Source organism: Gordonia sp. i37 (assembly GCF_002043085.1).
Taxonomy (GTDB): domain Bacteria; phylum Actinomycetota; class Actinomycetes; order Mycobacteriales; family Mycobacteriaceae; genus Gordonia; species Gordonia polyisoprenivorans.
The window spans coordinates 1-17,329 of sequence record NZ_MVPX01000092.1 but is presented as its reverse complement, the minus strand read 5'-3'; the positions used below and the strand labels follow the sequence as shown (position 1 = coordinate 17,329).

Here is a 17,329-nt window from a genome sequence, read left to right as displayed (position 1 = left end):
GTCAACGACACATCACGCCAAATATTCTGCGAACCAAACGACTTCGTCAGATTCGCCACACTCACCTCAACACCCATGGCTACTGTTCCTTTTCATGTTGTCGCCCGCCGACGTTCTACCGTGCCGTCACACGGGTGTCAGCCCAGCGACTTTCCACTCGCCGCCGACCTTCGTCATGACGACCTGTACGCGGCTTCCGTCGAGTTTGGTGCCGGGCTGATCATTGGATGTGGTCGACTGATTGATGAACAGCAGCACCGTCACCGAATCACCGTCGGCCGAGGAGACTCCGGCGCTCGCGACTTGCGCTTTGGTGGCGAGGTTCTGTTGTTTCGCCGCCGGAATGATCGTCTGCTTGGTGAGATTCTCGAACTGATTCTTGAAGTCACCGGTCACCAGCCCGTACTTTCCGGCGAAATCCTGCTCGATGTTGTCGACCTTGTAGGACAACAACGTCGGGACATCGGCGACCGCGGCGGCGAGCGCCTGTTCGCGCATCTGGGCGACCGACCGGTCGTGGTGGTCGACATAGAAGAGGTATCCGCATCCGCCCGCCACCGCCAGCAGAAGCAGTGCGATGACCGCGCTGATCACGCGGACACGGGTGGTGCTCCACCGACCCGTCGACCTTGCTGCCGACGTCCAGCCGTGGCCGAGGCTGCGCGGAACACTGGTGAGGACGGTCATGACACGAACTCCACATTCGAGACGAGCCAGCGCCCGCCATGATTTTCCAGGGACAGTTTCATTCGATACACCCGCTGTTGCCCTTCGGGCGTCTCGGAGTTTTTCACCGTCGAGGTCACCGCGGCGATCGTGGTGGCCTTGGAGTCGTCAGCGCTGACCAACGCCACCTGGCGGGCCGAACCCACCGAATCAACCTGTCCCTGTGTGAGAATCGCCGAGAAGCTACCCGTGGTGTCGCTGATCTGATTCTGGAAGTCACCGGTCGACAGATTGCGGATTCGTTGCACGTCGGCATCGGCGCTGTTGTGCCGCAACGTCACCAAGTCGGCGGCTGCCTCCCGGGTCGTCGACAACACCAATGCATTTCGCGTATCGACCGCCTGCGCATCGCGATGAGAGGTGAACAGGACAGCGCCATAAGCGATGCCCGCGATCACCAGCGCGACACACACGAGCATCACAGCCAGCCATCGACCGCGCGACGGCCCGTCGGCTGCAGTCGGCGCCGACTCGGTCGCGTCGCCGCTGGCGTCGTCGAACTCGATGCCGGCGTCGGCGTCGGCGTCGGCAGAACCGGCGTCGACAGAACCGGTATCAGCCGGCTCGGCAGCCGTAGTGCCGGTCTCGAAGTCATCCACCTCCTCATGGCTCCCCTGCGCGGTGGGCTCTGTCGACTGCGCTTCTGCCGAAGCCGTTTCTGTCGAAGCCGCTTCTGTCGAGACAGCTTCTGTCGCGCTCAACGGGGAAAGAGTTCTTGCCATGTTGTCACCACCTTCTGATCGGAGCTATTGGGTGAGATCAGGTTGCCCAGCGTGTATTCCGCGGGTTGGCCGGGTACTCGGAACCGTCCGGTCGTCGGATCGTACGGTACGGCCACGACGCCGGTGTCGCCGCGGGCAGCGGGCGGTACCTGATAGCCGATTCCGGGGCGCGCCAACATCTGCGGCCAGGTCGACGGCAATCCGCCGGGGCACCGGGCCACGTCGCCGGATCGTACCGAATGGTCGGTGGCGCACGGGGCGTTCCGTGCTCCGCGGGTGACTCGGTAATCATCTTGGGGCAGTTGGCAGTACTGGCCCTGCGGCATCGGGGCGTAACCGACATCGCCGGGATTGCGGCGACTCATGTCGTATCCCGCGGCACACGGCGGTGTGTTCTGTGTGTTGCCGAATTTCACGTCCAGTTCCCCCTGACCGGACGACATGTCACCGGACTGCTGGAACGGTGCGAGCGCGGCGTTGGCGGCGTTGCTGATCGCCGGATAGACGATGAGTACGTGCCGGATTCCTGGGACGTTGACGCGAAGGACCTCGCCAACCGTCTGCAGGTTGGCCAACAGCACCGGAACAGTCGGCCGCAGCTCCTGCAACAGGCTGCTCGTGGTGTCGAAGAACGGTGCCCCGGAATCGAGAACGTTCGACAGTGTCTGATCGCTCAACGCCAGCTGCTGTGTAAAACTACGCAGATTGGTTGCCGTACGCGAGACGTCGGGGCCGCTGTCGTTGACCGCGACGAGTAGCGGGTTGGCCGTCTGTAGCAACTGAATGGTCGGGTCGAGTGTTTGCGAGGCCTGCCGTACCAGATCCGAGGAGGCCGCCAAGGCCTTGTTCAGATCGTCGCCTGTCTGGTCGAGGGCATGCGACGTCTCGTCGAGGACGGTGCGCAACGAGTCCTTGGGGACGGTCTCCAGCAATCCAGTGACCTGGTTGATCACCTGACTCGCCGCGACCGGCGTGTTGGTGTCCTGCACCGGGATAGTCGAGCCGTCGGCGAGCGTCGGACCGTTGGATGAACGTGGCACCAGGTCGATGAACTGCTCACCGGCCACCGACACGCTGCGAACGTACGCTTCGACATCGGTGGGAATCTTGTACTCCGAGCGGATCTGCAGCTTGGCGTTCGCGCCCGACGTTGTTCCGTCGAGTGTGGTGACCACCCCGACATCCACGCCGCGATAGGTCACCAGCGCCGAGGGGTACAGGCCGCCGGCCTGGTGCAATTCGGCGGTTACCGTATAGGTACCGATGCCGGTGTAGCGCTGGAATCCGGCATAGGCGTAGCCGGCGTAGGCGACCACCGCGATCGCGATCACTCCGAAGATCGCCAACTGGACTCGGACGAGTTTGCTTCTCATCACTGGCCTCCCGACCGCTGCGTCGGTGCGCGCAACGGGTCGACCGCTTCACGCGACAGAGGGGGTTCGTCACGAGGTAAGCGGGTCACACTGGGCAGCACCACATTTGCCAGCTTCTGCGGACTGATGTCCAGGGTGAGGAACAAATTGACATAGTCACCCTTGGCGGTGCGGTCGATCGTTGTGACCGGGAACGGCAGCGTCAGAGCAACTTTCAGTGCTTCGGGAAGGGCATTTCCGGCATCGGCGAGGGAGTTGAGGGTCGGCGCCAGGTTGCTCACCTCATCCACCACAGAATCGCGACTTCGGTTGAGTACGCCGGTGGCGGCATCCCCGAACGAACCGATCGAGTCGAGCATGCTCACCAGGTTCCGCTCCTGCGCGTTGAGGACGTTGATGGCCGGGCCAATCGTGTCGATGCCGTGACTGATCGTCGATACCTGCTCAGACAGCGTGGTACTCAACGAGGCCAGCGATTCGATGGCGTTTTCGATGTCGCCGCGCTGTGCTTCGATGTTGGTGACGAAGGTATCGAGGCGTCCGACCAGAGCCCGCGCGTCGTCCTCATGGCCGTCGAGGATCTGGTTGGTCTGATCGGTGATGGTACGTAGTTGCTGCAAACCGGAACCGTTGAGCACCAACGACAGTGAGCTGAGCACCTTCTCGACCGGCGGATACTGGCTGGTATCGGAGACCGGGATGTTCGCGCCGGCGGAGAGGTGGCCGGTCGGGGCCGCCCCGGCAGGCACGGCCAGTTCGATGTATTGCGATCCGAACAGGCTGGTCTGAGCCAGGGTGGCGCGCACGTTGCCGGCGATCTGCTGATCGCTGTTGATGTCGAGTAGCAGCCGCGCCTGCCAGCCGTTCGTCTCCACCTTCCGGATGTTGCCGACGGTGACGTTGCCCGCCTTCACCGGGGAGTTGCCGACGAGATTCTGTGCGTCGGCGAGATCCACCGTCACCCGGTAGGTGTCCCCTCCGGAGGTGTTGCCGGGCAGGGAAAAGGAGTTCACCCCGTCGAAGGTGCACCCGGTGACGGAGAACAGAACCGCCATCGCTGCCGCTGCGCTCGCGGCGACACCGCGCCGTCGTACTGTCGGCCTTCTCAATTCTGGCCTCCGCGTGTCGTGGGGTTGAGCAGTCCCGGCAGTCCGGGCGGTGCCGGGGACTGCTGCCGGGCCTGCGGGGTCTGCGGGGTCGCCTGCCGGATCCCGGCCAGCGCACCCGCAGCTGCCGAGTTTGTGGCCAATTGCCGCGTGGTGGTGGCACATTGACCTTCCGGCGCGTTGACCGTCGTCAGCAGAGCGCACAGTAGCGACTGCCCATCCGGAAAGTCAGGGACGCCGAGCGCGCCGGTGAGGGACTTGCCCACCGGATCGTAGATGTTGTAGAAATCCGAGGCCGCGGTCGGCAGTACCTGCAGGATGTTGGCGAGCGTGTCGATCCGGTCGACGAGCAGGCCGGTGATCGTGTTCGCGTGCGAGACATCGGTGGCCAGCGCTGCATGATTCTGATCGATGAGCGTCTTGAGATCGACAAAGGTGCTCTGCAAAGCGGTCAACACCTGGTCGAGTTGATCGCGGTTGTCGTCGAGTACCCCGGAGAAGTCGGCCAGTTCACTGGTGAAGCCCCTAATCTGGTCGTCGGCGGTGGCCAGTGACGACGTCACCGTCGACAGGTTGCGGATCGTGGTGAACAGGTTGCCGCTGCCGCGTTGGAGTGTCCCCGTAGCGCGGGACAGCTCGATGAGCGCCAGCCGCAACGATTCCCCATTGCCGCCGGTCGTCTTCGCGGTGGTGTTCAGGAACCGATTGAGCGCGCCGCGCTGATCGGTCGAGGTCGGCCCGACCTGCTTGACCAGGTCGACGAGCTGCTGTTTCGTCTGGTCGAACTCCATCGGGGTCGCCGTGCGGGTCACCGGAACCGTTGCGCCGTCGGCGAGTTCGGGACCGCCGGTGTAGGCCGGACTGAACTGTACGTAGCGACCGGTGACCAGGGTTGGGGCCACAATGGCCGCCTTCGTGTCGGCGGGGATTTCACGCCCCGAGTCGACGGTCACATCGACCGCCACTCCTTGCGCTGACGGGGTGATCTTGTCGACCTTGCCCACCGGTACGCCGAGAACCATCACCCGGTCACCGACATAGAGACCTGTGGAGTTGGTGAACATCACCGTGAACTGCCGCTTCTCGCCGTTGACGAGCCACACGACAACCGCCACCACGAGCATCACCACCAGTAGGACGGCGAGGATGTAGCCGGGGACCCGAGTGGCCGCGGTGACACCGCCACGACGTCCACGCCTGCTCATCGCTGACCTCCCGTGGGTGCGCCGCCAAGCCGGGTATTGGCGGGAATGATGTTCTGCAGCAACACGTTGAAGAAGGGTCCGCTACCCACGGCGTCGCCGAGCTGGTAGGTGAATGTCTTCATCCCGGAGATCGCCTGATTGACGTTGTCGTAGTTCTTGTTCAACAGATCGATGCCCCTGCCGAGTCGGTCGAGGGTGGGGGCGAGAATCTGTTTGATCTGGCCGTCGAGGGTATTGAGCGACGTCGACAGCTCGGTGGTCTGCACGAGAATCGCGTGGATCGCCTCGGACCGGCTGTTCAAGGCGGCGAACAACGTTTGACCCTGTCCGAACATCGCCGTCAGCTGCAGGTTGCGATCGGCCAGGATTTGAGAGACGCCTGCCGAACTCGCCAGCAGCTGACTCATCGACTCGTCTCGCGATCCGATCGTCCGCGACAACCGTGCGACACCGTCGATCGTTTGTTTGAGGTTGTCGGGCAACGCCTCCTGCACCGTGCTGAGCTGGTTGAGTGCGTCGGTGAGTTGGGTCTTGTCGGTGTCGGTCACTTTTCCGGTGACCTCGTCGAGGTCGCGGGCGATGTCGTAGCCCCAGCTGGTGCGGTCCAGGCCGATGGTGCTGCCCGGCTGCAGGGTGCCGGAGCCGCTCGGCAGGATATCGACGTAGCGCTGTCCGAGAAGGGTTTTCACCTTGATCGCGGCTCCCGTCTGATCACCCATCCGTTGCCGGGCATCCTTGTTCACCCCGAAGTCGACGGTCACGTGAGCACCGTCGATGTCGATCGCCTTGACAGTGCCCACCTCGATTCCGGCCAGCTGCACCGGATCTCCGACGTTGAGTCCGCTCGCATCGCCGAACTGGGCATGGTACTCACGGTCGCCGCCGAGAAAGCTCAACGACCGATAGTTGAAGGCCAGCACGAGGATGGCAATGATGATGAGCGTCCCGATGATGCCGATCGTGATCGGGTTGCGTTCGCCCATGGACTTGCGCCAATCGATCATGGCTGGCACCTCGCTGCCGGTGCGGTGAACATTGGTGTCTGATCTCCTTGTCCGGGACCATATTTGATCGCCAATCCACACACGAAGAAGTTGACGTAACTGCCGTATCCAGAGACGCGACCGATGATCCGGTAGGCCTCGGGAAGCTTGGTCAGGATCAACTGCAGGGTGTCGGTCTGGGCGTTGAGATTGCCCGAGAGCCGGTTCAGACCGCTGATGCTGGTGGCCAGGTCCGGCCGAACCGAGGTCACCACGTCGGCGAGCGAGGCGGTCAAGTCGTCGATCTTGCCCAGCGCGCCGGTGATGCGCGGACTGTCGGCCGACAGTGATGAGATGAGTTGGGCGAGACCGGTGAGCAACTGGTCGGCCGCATTGTGGCGGGAGTTGATGGCCGCGAGCACCGTGCCGAAGTTGTCGAGGATCTTCCCGATCGCCGCATCGTGATCGGCGAGGGAGTTGGTCACCACCCCCAACGCGCGGGTCAACTCGGAGATGGCGTTCTGCTGACCGTTGAGTACCGCCACCAGCGAGGTCGCCACCCGGTTGGTGTCTGCAGGATTGAGGCCCTGGAGCAGGGGCCGGAACCCGTTTACGACCTGATCGACGTCGAGGGCCGGGGTGGTCCGATCCTCGGGGATGGTGCTGCCGGCGCCGGTCGGGGTGCCCGGCTGATCTCCCTGGGAGAGTTGCAGGTAACGGTCACCGATGAGGTTCTTGTAGCGGATCACCGCACGGGTGGTGTCGGTGACCTGATGGTCCTTGTCGAGAGTGAAGTCCACGAGTGCGGAGTCGGGACCGTCGAGCTTCACACCGGTGACCGTGCCGACCGGTACACCCGCGATACGGACCTCCGAGCCCGACGAGAGCCCCGCGGCCGTGGAGAACACCGCGTGAAAGTCCTGGGTCGGTCCGAATCGGAGATTGCCGGCCAGCGTCGCCACGAACAATCCGGCGAGTGTCGTGACCACGATGAAGATCAGCGATTTGATCGCCGCGGAGGTGGTTTTCATCAGCGCCCTCCGAACAGTAGATCTGCCAATGGATTTCCGATCAGGTCAACCGGGCCGGTGATCGGCCGGTAGGCGTCACTCCCGTCGGCAAAATCGATATGGCGCGGTGCGCCCTGGGTTTGCCGGCAACTCGGCGCCACACCGGACAGTCCGACCTGGGGCAGGTTCTGCGGGTTGGCGTAGGGCGGGTTGCCCATCAGCAGGGTGCCGACGACGTTGAGGCCCGGATGTGCGCTGCCGCCGTTGGCCCGTTCGAGTAGTTGGTTGGTGCGCGCCAGGCTCGACAAGAAGCACGGGTAGATCGGCGCGAAATCACCCAACGTCGACAGTGTCGTACGCAGGCTGACGGTGGCACGTTCCAGCGGAACGCCTGCGACATCGAAGAAGTCGCGGCCGGTGGCACCGAGATTGGAAAAGCTCAGGAGGAATGCCGAGAACGCCTGCTGCTTTCGAGTCAGCGTCGTCGCGGTCACCGATGCATGGGAGATGGTGGCCAGCAGGTCCGGGGCGGCTTGGTCGAGACGGTCGGCAACCGCAGCACCGTTCACCATGTCCCGACGCAGGATTCCCAGCTGCGGATTGAACTGGGTCAGATAGCCGTTGAGCTGTTCGATGAGCTGTCCCACCTGTTGTCCATTGGCGGACAACGCCTGCGACAATCCACCGACCGTGGTACTGACCCGTTGCGGATCCACTTCGTCAAGCACTTTGACCAGCGAGTTGAGCAGATCGTCGACCTCGGTGCCGACGTCTGGGGCGTACAGGACGTCACCTGCGGCGAGCGCTTGGGTGCTGGGGTGGGCCGGGGTGGTGAACCGCACGACCTTGCTGCCGAGCAGGGTCATCGGATCGATGTCGGCGACCACATTCGACGGGATCGTCCGTGCCGCTGACGGATCGATACCCAGTTCGAGCTTCGCTTGGTTGTCGACGAAAGCGACCGACAGCACGCGACCCACGACCACACCGTTGAGCTCGACCTTCGAATTCCGTTCCAGCAACAGGCCGGCGCGGTCGGCGAACAACGTCACCTCTCGCTCGTCGTTGAACGCGCCGCGGTAGAGGCCGATGGACAACGCTGCGGCACCGACGAGGACAACAATGAGCAGCAGACCGAGCACGATGTTCGCGCCCCGACCAAGTTCACGCAGATGCCCCATCAGCCGGCCACCCGCACCGCACCCGACGGCCCGCCGTAGACGGCCAGACCGACAAAGAGATCGATGAGCATCACCGCGACCAGCGATGTCCGGACCGCCCGGCCGACGGCCACGCCCACTCCGGCGGGCCCGCCGTGCGCGTTGTAGCCGTGGTAGCAGTGCACACACATCACCACAACCGCCATCAGCAAGACCTTCACCGCCGACCACAGCACGTCCTTCGGGACGAGGAAGACGTTGAAGTAGTGCGTATAGGTACCACTGGCTTGCCCGTACAACACCAACGTGACCAGTTCCGTCGCCGAGTACCCGACGAACAGCGCGACCGCGTAGAGCGGAATGACCGCGATGACGCCGGCGATCAGCCGGGTCGCCACGAGGTAGGGCAGTGACGGGATTGACATGGTCTCCAGTGCGTCGATCTCCTCGCTGACGCGCATCGCACCGAGTTGCGCGGTGAATCCGGCGCCGACGGTCGCGGTCAGTGCGACGCCCGCGATCCCGGGGATCACCTCACGGGTGTTGAAGAAGGCGGAGATGAATCCGGCGAAGGCACCGAGACCGATACGACCCAGCGACGTCGTACCCTGCTGGCCGACCTCGTAGCCCACGGCGGCGGCAAGCATCGCCACCACCATCAGCGTCCCGCCGATCACCGCCAGCGCACCACTGCCCATGCTCACCTCGGCGAGCAACCGAATGATTTCCTCCTTGTAGCGACGCAGTGTACGGGGCACGGTCGCGACCGTCTGGCCGTAGAACGAGACCTGCTTGCCGAGTTCGGACAGCAGGTTGGCGGGGGCGTCGACCGCCTGACGCGACGCGCGCAGGACGCCGGCCGAACCGACGCCGGCCGATGGTTCCTTGACGGTCGGTTCCTTCACAATCATGGATTGGATTCCTTTGCAGAGCCGAAAGATTCGTGCGCAGAGCGGACTGGACCGGCGGCGTGGCCGGATCAGGGCGGACGCCGGTGCCTCAGTGCAGGGCGATGGTGGTGATCACGGAGTTGGCCAGGAACAGGAGCAAGAAGGCATAGACCACGGTTTGATTGACCGCGTCGCCGACACCCTTCGGGCCGCCCTTGGCGTTGAGTCCGAGATGGCAGGCCACCAGGCCCGCGAGCAGGCCGAAAACTCCGGCCTTGATCTCGCTGACGAAGAAGTCGGGCAGCCCGGTGATGATCGGGATACTGGTCACGTACTGGCCGGGGGAAGCACCCTGCAGGTAGACGGTGGCGACGAAGCCACCGATGATGCCCACCGCCGACACCAGACCGTTGAGGAAGACCGCCACCGCCGTCGACGCCACGATCCGCGGGACACACAATCGTTGGATGGGGTCGATGCCCAGCACCCGCATGGCGTCGATCTCCTCGCGGATGGTGCGCGAGCCCAGGTCGGCGCAGATCGCGGTGGAACCGGCGCCGGCGACGACGAGCACGGTGATGATCGGTCCGATCTCACGGATGATCGCCACACCGGCACCGGCACCGCTGAGGTCCACCGCCCCGACCTCGAACAGCAGGATGTTGATCTCGTACACGAACATCATGCAGAACGGGATCGACATGGCCAGCGCCGGAACGATCGAGATGGACGCAATGAACCAGAACTGCTGAACGAACTCGCGCCATTGAAATCGCGAGGTGAACAGGTAGCGGAATGCGTCGAGGCTGGTCGCATAGAACTGGCCGACGGCCCGAGGGACGACAGGCGCAGCCCTGGATACCCCTTGAATCCAGGAACTCCGCTCCGGTTGCGCAACGACCACCGAACACCACCCTCTGATGACTCGACTCGGACTCAGCTTCGCGATACGTCGGCGGCTTGGACCGCCGACACTGCATGACTTATGCCTCTGCGGATGGGGACTGTGGACTGCCTCACACCGCCCTTACAAGTTATTGGCGCCGCGATAAGAAGTCCTGCCCCATTGGGGGGGGATTCCCCCCTCCTTCGAGGGATATTCCGGCCTTGCCGAAATTCACCGGCCCGACAGGCGGACCGTTAGAATTCCCCTCATGCGTCAGACCATTCGCCTTCACACCGGCGCGGTCGATCAGGCGCAGGCGTCGACTTCTGGGATCCTCGAGCTGCTTCGGGAGCGGTCCGGCAGCTCGGGCAGCGCCCCACGCTCGATGGCCACCCTGCTCGACGGCGCGTGGGATGAACTGGCGGCGGCTCTGGGAGCCCAGGTGTCAGAACCATCGGAGGAGTTGTCGCGGGCCCTCATGCGATTACGTGTCCTCGATCAGCAGTTGCTGCGCCGGATCGACACCACCGGCGCACGCCTGGCACCGGTGGTCGCGCAACTCGAGGCATTACCCTGCGACGTCGACACCCTCATCACGATGGCACCACGCCTGGTCTGCGAACTGGGCTTCGACCGCGCGGTGATCTCACGCGTCGATGATGGCGTGTGGACATCGGAGTGCGCGTACATTCCCGACGAGCCGGAATGGTCACGCACCATCGAAGGCGTCGGTCGCAGCCATCCACAGCACCTCGATTCCGGGCTGCACGAGACCGAGATCGTACGGCGACGAGTCGGGCTGCTCGTCACCGAGGCGCAGGAGGATCCGCGGGTCAACCGGCCTATCATCGAAGCCGCCGAATGCCATTCCTATGTCGCCACACCCATCGCCGCGGGCGGCCGGGTCCGTGGATTCGTCCATGCCGATCGATTCCGGACCGGTATCGACCTCGACGGCGAGGACTGCCATCTACTCGGCGCATTCACCCAAATCCTGCAGATCGCGCTGAGCCGAGCTCGGATGAGCGAGCAACTGTCCTCGGCGCGCCAGGGACTTCTCGGGCTGATCGACGGACTCGACGATGCCGGCCCGTCGAGCCCGATGGGCTGTTCCGGCGCAGTCGGATCCACGCGCCGGAGTACGGGGCTCGCCGGCGCCTCAGGCCACCGCAGACGCGCCGATCCACTGGCCGCCACGCGGCTGACCGCCCGTGAGCAGGAGGTGCTGGCCCTGCTCGCCGCCGGGATGACCAACGACGACATTGCCGCGGAGTTGGTGATCTCGGTCAGCACCGTCAAGGACCACGTGAAGAATGTTCTCCGAAAGACGCAGTCCCGCAACCGTTCCGAGGCCACCGCGCTCTGGCATCAGAGCAATAGGCGATGACGCCACCACTGCCGTGGCCTCCGAACGGGTGCGGAACCGCTATCGAGTGAGGGACGGAAGCGATCAGGTAGTGGGTATCGGAATCGACGTCCGCAGTTCACCCTTGATGATCTTGCCGGTCGCGTTACGTGGCAATTGGCCCACCACCACCAGATCGCGGGGCTTCTTGTACGACGCCAGCCGGTCGCGACAATGTGCGACAAGCGATTCCAAGGAAGGCGGATCGGTGATGTCCATGGGTTCGATCACCGCCACCACCGCCTCGCCGAGCCGATCGTCGCGCCGGCCGATTACCGCGACATCCCGCACCGCCGGGTGGGAACTGAGCGCCATCTCCACTTCCGCGGAGTAGATGTTCTCCCCGCCGGAGATGATCATGTCCTTCTTGCGGTCGACCACATAGATGTAGCCGTCGGCGTCCCGGCGCACCATGTCACCGGAGTGGAACCATCCACCGGCGAACGCCTCCTCGGTGGCTTCCGGTTTGTTCCAGTACCCGTGCATCAAACCTTTTCCGCGGTAGACGATCTCACCGATCTCGTCGGCTCCGACGTCGTTCATGTCCTCGTCGACGACCCGCACCGACACGGTGAACACCGGCCGTCCGACCGATCCCCGCTTGGTGACTGCCTCGTCGCCGTGCAGAACACACGTCACCGGCGACATCTCGGTCTGCCCGAAGATCGCCACCACCGACGCCTCCGGGAAGAGTTCCCCGAGTCGCTCCAGCAGCCAGAGCGGCGCCGGGGCCGCTCCCCATCCCACGGCACGCAGCGACCGGCCTCGTTCGCCGGCGTCGGGGACCATACAGATGGCCTGCCACTGCGCCGGCACCATGAATGTGGCCGTCACCTTCTCGGACTGAATGACGTCGAGCAGTTCGGACGGATCGAAGGTGGTGCTCGGGTGGATCACCAGCGGCAATCCGAGGCGTGCCGGGCCGGTGGTGGTCCCGAAGCCCCCGATGTGGAACAGCGGAGTTGCCGCGAGAACGGTGTCCGATGTCGCGTCCAGTCGCCAGGCATCGATGATGACATCGGCGGTGGCGGCGAAGTTCTCGTGCGTCAGCACGGCACCCTTCGGGTGGCCGGTAGTGCCCGAGGTGTACATGATCGCAGCTGGATCGGTGACCGCCACGTCCGCGAATTCCACTGGCGCACAAGGCTTCTTGACGATCATACGATACTCGTCCGGCGAGTCGTCGGTGACGCCGAGGATTTCGGTGGGCCGAGCCGACGCTGCCGCGCGCACCGGCTCGAGGAATGCCGACTCGGTGACGACCAGCGACGCCCCGGAATCGGTGAGGATGTACTCGATTTCGGGCGCGGTAAGCCGGAAATTGATCGGCACGACGATCGCGCCGACACGCGCACACGCATAGACCACCTCGAGGAACTCGGGCCGGTTTCCCATCACGAGTCCGACCCGGTCGCCCTTCCCGATTTGCCGCCGCACCAGCCAGCCGGCCAGATTCTGCACGTGCTCATCCAACTCGCGCCACGTCAGCGTCGTACCCCGGAACCGGATGGCAACATGATCAGGACGGTTGTGGGCGTGGCGAGCGATCTGTGTCGACCAGGTGTCGCTACGTGACGCGGCCAGACCGGACATGAGTGTTCCTTTCGAGGAGTTGATGTTGTGCCGGATTCGAGGCAGAGCCCCGGAGCGAAGCCTCAGTGCGAGTACAGGGCGGAAATGATGCGGGGCAACGCACGATCGACCCACCGGGGACGGCGCAAGCTGAGCAGATTGACCGGCAGCGCGAATCGTTGGATGGCCAGCGCCCGCGGTCGGGTGAATTCGCGCAGGCCCTCTGGTCCGTGGATGCGGCCGAATCCGCTGTGGCCCCGGCCACCGAGCGGCAGACTCGCAATTGCCGCAAACCCCAGGACGGAGTTCACCGACACCTGCCCGGTATCGAGGCGACGGGCGATCTCGGCACCGTGCCGACGCGAGAACACCGCTCCGGCAAGGCCATAAGCGATTCCGTTCGCCTGTTTGACGGCCTCGTCGATCGAATCAACGGTGGTGACGGTGACCGTCGGGCCGAAGGTCTCCTCCTGAATCACCGCCGCCTCGTGGGGCGGATCGAGCAGCACAACCGGTTCGATGAACCGCTCGCCGATACTCTCGATGCCACCGATCAACGGCGTCGCACCGAGTTCGAGCGCATCGGCGACGTGGCGGCGCACCACGTCGATCTGCGCGGGCATGGTCATCGGCCCGTAGGCCGACCCGTCCTTCTCCCCGGGACGGATATCACGCAACTCGCGCTGCAGGGCCGCCAGGAATCGATCACGCACCGCCCGCTCGACGTACACCCGCTCGATCCCGACACAGGTCTGACCGGCATTTCCCATGGCCCCGAACGCGATCGACTCCGCCGCCGCATCGATGTCCGCGTCGGCGGCCACGATCGCGGCGTCCTTTCCGCCTAGTTCCATGACCACGGGGACCATCGACTGGGCGCATGAGGCCATCACCTTCGCTCCGGTGCGGGCCGAGCCGGTGAAGGCGAGCTTGTCGACACCGGCATGGCACAGTGCCTCGCCGGCCGGTCCGGAACCAGTGACCACCGACAGGATGCATTGCGGCGCATCCGGGTTGGCCGACACAAATGCATTCGCATACCACTGCGCAACAGCCGGGGTGTACTCGCTGGGCTTGAACACGACGACATTGCCTGCGGCCAGTGCCGTCGCGATCGACCCGTTGGGGGTGTAGAGTGGATAGTTCCACGGTCCGATCACCCCGACCACCCCGAAGGGGACATGCTCGACTCTGGCAGCGAAGTTGGCGGTCAGCAGTCCCGGCCGGCGACGTTGCTCGCCGAGAATCTTCGCGGCGTTCTTCGCCGTCCAGGTGATGTGTTCGAGACTGAGCATCACCTCGAGCGCGGCGTCCGGGCGGGGTTTACCGTTCTCCCGATGGATGAGGTCGACGATCTCCTCCACGTGAGTGGAGATATATCGCCGCCAGGCGAGCAGTCGCCGGCGTCGCCCACCGAAACCCTGTTCCGTCCACCAGCTTCCGGCTTCGCGCGCGCGTCCGACAGCGGCGCGGATCTCTTCTGCGGTCATCTCGTCGACGACCGTGACGAGCGCATCGGTCGCCGGGTCGTGACTTTCCAGGGTGGTCATCTCGGATGTCTCCAGTCGTTGTGGGGTTCAGTGCATCAGGCGTCGAAATCGACGCGTATCGGTCCCTCGGGGTGGCGCGCCTGGCAGGCCAGGATGAATCCGTCTGCGATGTCCTCCTCGGCAAGGGCGTCGGTGACATCCATCTCGACGTTGCCTTCCCGCAGCAGGCACATACACGATCCGCAGTCACCCTCCCGGCACGAATAGGGGGCATCGATCCCCTCGGCCAGCAGAACATCGAGCAACTTGGCGTCCGCTGGCCAGGCCAGACTGGTCTCGGCGCCGTCGAGCACGACGGTCAGCGGCGTGGCGTCGTCGTCGGCGTTGTCGGTGATCTCGAGAACGAAGGGGTCGCCGTCGATGGACATGAATTCTTCACAGCGCACCCGGTAGCGCGCATCCTCACCCAACACTGTCCGCACCAAATCCATGAAGGGAGCCGGTCCACACACGAGCGCCTCGGCGGCTTCGCCACAGACCGTGGGGAACCGGACAACGGAGTGCGCTGTGGGGAGCCCCTCGTCGGTCTCGATCCAGTGCTGCACATGGAGCCGATCGGGATACGCGGACACCAACGCCTCGAGTTCGCCGGCGAATATCACCGAATCGTGGTCCCGATTGGCGTAGAACAAGGCCACCCGACGCTCGGTGGTCGTCAGGGCCGTCTTGATGATCGACATCATCGGCGTGATCCCGCTGCCACCGGCGTAGAGGAGCAGGTCCTCACTCAAGCTTCGTGGGGTGAAAAGACCGGCCGGCGGCAACACCCGCAGGGTCATGCCCGTGGCCGCGTTGTCGCACAACCAGTTCGACGCATAGCCATCGGCGGTGCGTTTGACCGCGACCTTGAGGTGTTCGTCAAGTGCCGGTGCACTCGCCAGCGAGTAGCACCGGGCCACCGAGCCCGTCCGATCGCTCGGGATGCGCAGGGTGAGGAACTGACCGGCCGTGAACGCGAAGGCCGGATGCGACCGCGGGGTGACGTCGAACGTGATCGAGATCGCATCGGGGGTCTCGACGTCGACGCGCAGCACCCGCAGGTCGACGCCGAGTTCCCGGGTGCGCGCCGCGGTTGCGGTCACGCGACCGGGGACTTGGTTCGCGAGACACGCTGCCGCTCAACCCAGTCGGTGAGCATCCGGCGACCCTGCGACACCACGTCGTCGAAGACCTCGCGCCGATCGTTGCCCTGACGCCGCAGGGCATGCGCGGTCATCTCCAGCACCGCAGGCGTGCGCGTCATCTCGGCCGGACGCGCGCTGCGCGAGAACACGTCGGTGAAGATGTTGGCGTACTGCGGGTCCGCGGCGGCACGGTGGTAGACCTCGTACTCGATCGGCGTCGGCGGTTGCCCGGCGGCAAGGAAGTTGGTCCACTGGTAGATCTCCATGCAGTCCAGCTCACGGCGTCGCGCCCAGTGACGCACCGCGGTGTCGAGTGCGGCCAGATCGACGGGTCCGTCGGCTCCGAGCACCGGCGCAACCGCCTCACCGAGTAGCCGACCGTACCGCAACGAATCCCGAATGCCCTGTGCCGTCACCGGATCCTTGAAGTGCCCGGCGTCGCCGGCCAGTGCCCAGCCCGGGCCCGCAGAGGTCCGGAAGTACGACTCGATGTCGGTGCAGGAGCGGACGCGGCCCTTGAGCTCGGATCCGGCGAGGCGCTTGGCGAGTCCCGGCAGTGCCTCGATCCCCTTCAGGTAGGCCTCCTGTGCCTTACGTCCACGGAAGTTCTCGGCCATTCCCACCGGCGGCTGCAGCAGGCACAGCAGATCACCGTCGTCACAGGGGAATGCCGTACCCAGCAGTCCGCCGACCCGCCACTGCGCCGCGATGTGGCGCAGCTCCGGACGCGGGTCACTCCAGTAGGCGAAGAAGCAGGCGCGCCCGCTCGGCTTGGAACGATAGGGACTGGTCGCGCCGACCTGCTCGGCGACGAAACTCTTGCGACCGTCCGCCCCGATCACCAACGGTGCGCGCAGTTCGTGCTCGCTCCCCGCGTCGTCGATATAGGTGATCCCGACGACGCGACCGTTCTCGCGGAGCAGCGCAGTCGCACGACATTCTTGACGCAGATCCGCCCCCACGGCGAGCGCGGTCTGGCGAAACGCCTCGTCGAGATGCTTGCGCCGGACGCACATCGCGAAGTCGATCCCGTCGTAGGGCGTGTATCCGACCTGCCAGGTAATGCCCTCGAGATCGGCTTGCGCGATCGGCATCCGCGGCGCGCCGATGGCCTCGACTCGTGGCAGTGCACCGATGGCATGGATCTCGGCCATGGTGCTGGGCCAGAGAAGATGGGTGGACAAGGTGTCGGACGGGAAGGCTGCGGCATCGATACCAATGACCTTCAGCCCTCGCTCGGACAATGCTATGGACGCTGCGTTCCCGGCGCATCGCGTTCCCACAACGATCGCGTCAACAGTCTCAACTGTGGTTGTCATCACACTCCTGACAGTGTGTCGGCACTATGTCGGAGGTAACGGTAATCACAGGCGGCCCATCCGTCAACCGACCCCACATCAGCGCTTCTAATGACTCGGCCGCCACAGACGATTGACTCAGTCGACACAGACGATCCCGCACCACCCACCCGCTGCGAGCCGGGCGCAGCGTTCACATCACTTCTGCGGCAGTACGTCCCAGTCCGCCACGGCGAATGCCCACCCATCGACCCGGAACCGGTCACGGCCCGTAGTAGAGTTCGGGCCGTGGCGTCGGTGACCAAATCACATGTGGCAG

The 17,329-nt window shown here is 64.6% G+C and carries 15 protein-coding genes; 1 reads left to right on the top strand and 14 read right to left on the bottom strand.

Features of this window, described 5'->3' with window-relative positions:
• Positions 1-126: 126 nt before the first annotated feature.
• The 10 genes from B1964_RS04065 to B1964_RS04020 all read right to left on the bottom strand — a co-directional run bounded on the left by B1964_RS04065 (position 127) and on the right by B1964_RS04020 (position 10,079).
• Positions 127-687: a hypothetical protein gene (locus B1964_RS04065; protein WP_139765621.1), complete on the bottom strand. Its 561-nt coding sequence runs from the start codon at positions 685-687 to the stop codon at positions 127-129.
• Positions 684-1,325, bottom strand: a complete 642-nt coding sequence (locus B1964_RS04060; protein WP_216354225.1) for a hypothetical protein — start codon at positions 1,323-1,325, stop codon at positions 684-686. The genes B1964_RS04065 and B1964_RS04060 overlap by 4 nt, the downstream gene beginning before the upstream one ends.
• Before the next feature lie 98 nt (positions 1,326-1,423).
• Positions 1,424-2,821, bottom strand: a complete 1,398-nt coding sequence (locus B1964_RS04055; RefSeq protein WP_079928946.1) for an MlaD family protein — start codon at positions 2,819-2,821, stop codon at positions 1,424-1,426.
• Complete coding sequence (locus tag B1964_RS04050) at positions 2,821-3,876, bottom strand: MCE family protein (protein ID WP_079928945.1); 1,056 nt, start codon at positions 3,874-3,876, stop codon at positions 2,821-2,823. The genes B1964_RS04055 and B1964_RS04050 overlap by 1 nt, the downstream gene beginning before the upstream one ends.
• A 50-nt stretch (positions 3,877-3,926) precedes the next feature.
• A complete protein-coding gene (locus tag B1964_RS04045) occupies positions 3,927-5,132 on the bottom strand; it encodes an MCE family protein (protein ID WP_079928944.1) in 1,206 nt (401 codons plus the stop codon).
• Positions 5,129-6,136, bottom strand: coding sequence for an MCE family protein (locus tag B1964_RS04040; protein ID WP_079928943.1), 1,008 nt, complete (start codon positions 6,134-6,136; stop codon positions 5,129-5,131). Before B1964_RS04040 ends, B1964_RS04045 begins: the two co-directional genes overlap by 4 nt.
• Complete coding sequence (locus B1964_RS04035) at positions 6,133-7,146, bottom strand: MlaD family protein (RefSeq protein ID WP_079928942.1); 1,014 nt, start codon at positions 7,144-7,146, stop codon at positions 6,133-6,135. Before B1964_RS04035 ends, B1964_RS04040 begins: the two co-directional genes overlap by 4 nt.
• Entirely contained in the window at positions 7,146-8,306 is a 1,161-nt protein-coding gene (locus B1964_RS04030) for an MCE family protein (RefSeq protein WP_079928941.1), read from the bottom strand. Before B1964_RS04030 ends, B1964_RS04035 begins: the two co-directional genes overlap by 1 nt.
• Complete coding sequence (locus tag B1964_RS04025) at positions 8,306-9,196, bottom strand: ABC transporter permease (RefSeq protein WP_079928940.1); 891 nt, start codon at positions 9,194-9,196, stop codon at positions 8,306-8,308. Before B1964_RS04025 ends, B1964_RS04030 begins: the two co-directional genes overlap by 1 nt.
• Before the next feature lie 88 nt (positions 9,197-9,284).
• Positions 9,285-10,079 carry an ABC transporter permease gene (locus B1964_RS04020; protein ID WP_079928939.1) on the bottom strand — a complete coding sequence of 265 codons (795 nt, stop codon included), beginning with the start codon at positions 10,077-10,079 and terminating at the stop codon, positions 9,285-9,287.
• Positions 10,080-10,329: 250 nt separating this feature from the next.
• Between B1964_RS04020 and B1964_RS04015 the strand changes: the two genes are divergently transcribed.
• Entirely contained in the window at positions 10,330-11,448 is a 1,119-nt protein-coding gene (locus tag B1964_RS04015) for a LuxR C-terminal-related transcriptional regulator (RefSeq protein ID WP_079928938.1), read from the top strand.
• A gap of 63 nt (positions 11,449-11,511) precedes the next feature.
• Here B1964_RS04015 and B1964_RS04010 read toward each other — a convergent pair whose 3' ends face one another.
• From B1964_RS04010 to B1964_RS03995, 4 genes are all read right to left on the bottom strand, one after another.
• The gene (locus B1964_RS04010; RefSeq protein ID WP_079928937.1) at positions 11,512-13,059 is read right to left on the bottom strand and encodes a long-chain-fatty-acid--CoA ligase; all 1,548 of its coding nucleotides are present in this window, start codon (positions 13,057-13,059) and stop codon (positions 11,512-11,514) included.
• 62 nt (positions 13,060-13,121) lie between these two features.
• Positions 13,122-14,588: an aldehyde dehydrogenase family protein gene (locus B1964_RS04005; RefSeq protein WP_079928936.1), complete on the bottom strand. Its 1,467-nt coding sequence runs from the start codon at positions 14,586-14,588 to the stop codon at positions 13,122-13,124.
• A gap of 35 nt (positions 14,589-14,623) precedes the next feature.
• A complete protein-coding gene (locus B1964_RS04000) occupies positions 14,624-15,670 on the bottom strand; it encodes a ferredoxin--NADP reductase (RefSeq protein WP_079928935.1) in 1,047 nt (348 codons plus the stop codon).
• On the bottom strand, positions 15,667-17,031 hold the full coding sequence (locus B1964_RS03995) for an NAD(P)/FAD-dependent oxidoreductase (RefSeq protein WP_079928934.1): 1,365 nt from the start codon (positions 17,029-17,031) through the stop codon (positions 15,667-15,669). The genes B1964_RS04000 and B1964_RS03995 overlap by 4 nt, the downstream gene beginning before the upstream one ends.
• Positions 17,032-17,329 lie beyond the last annotated feature (298 nt).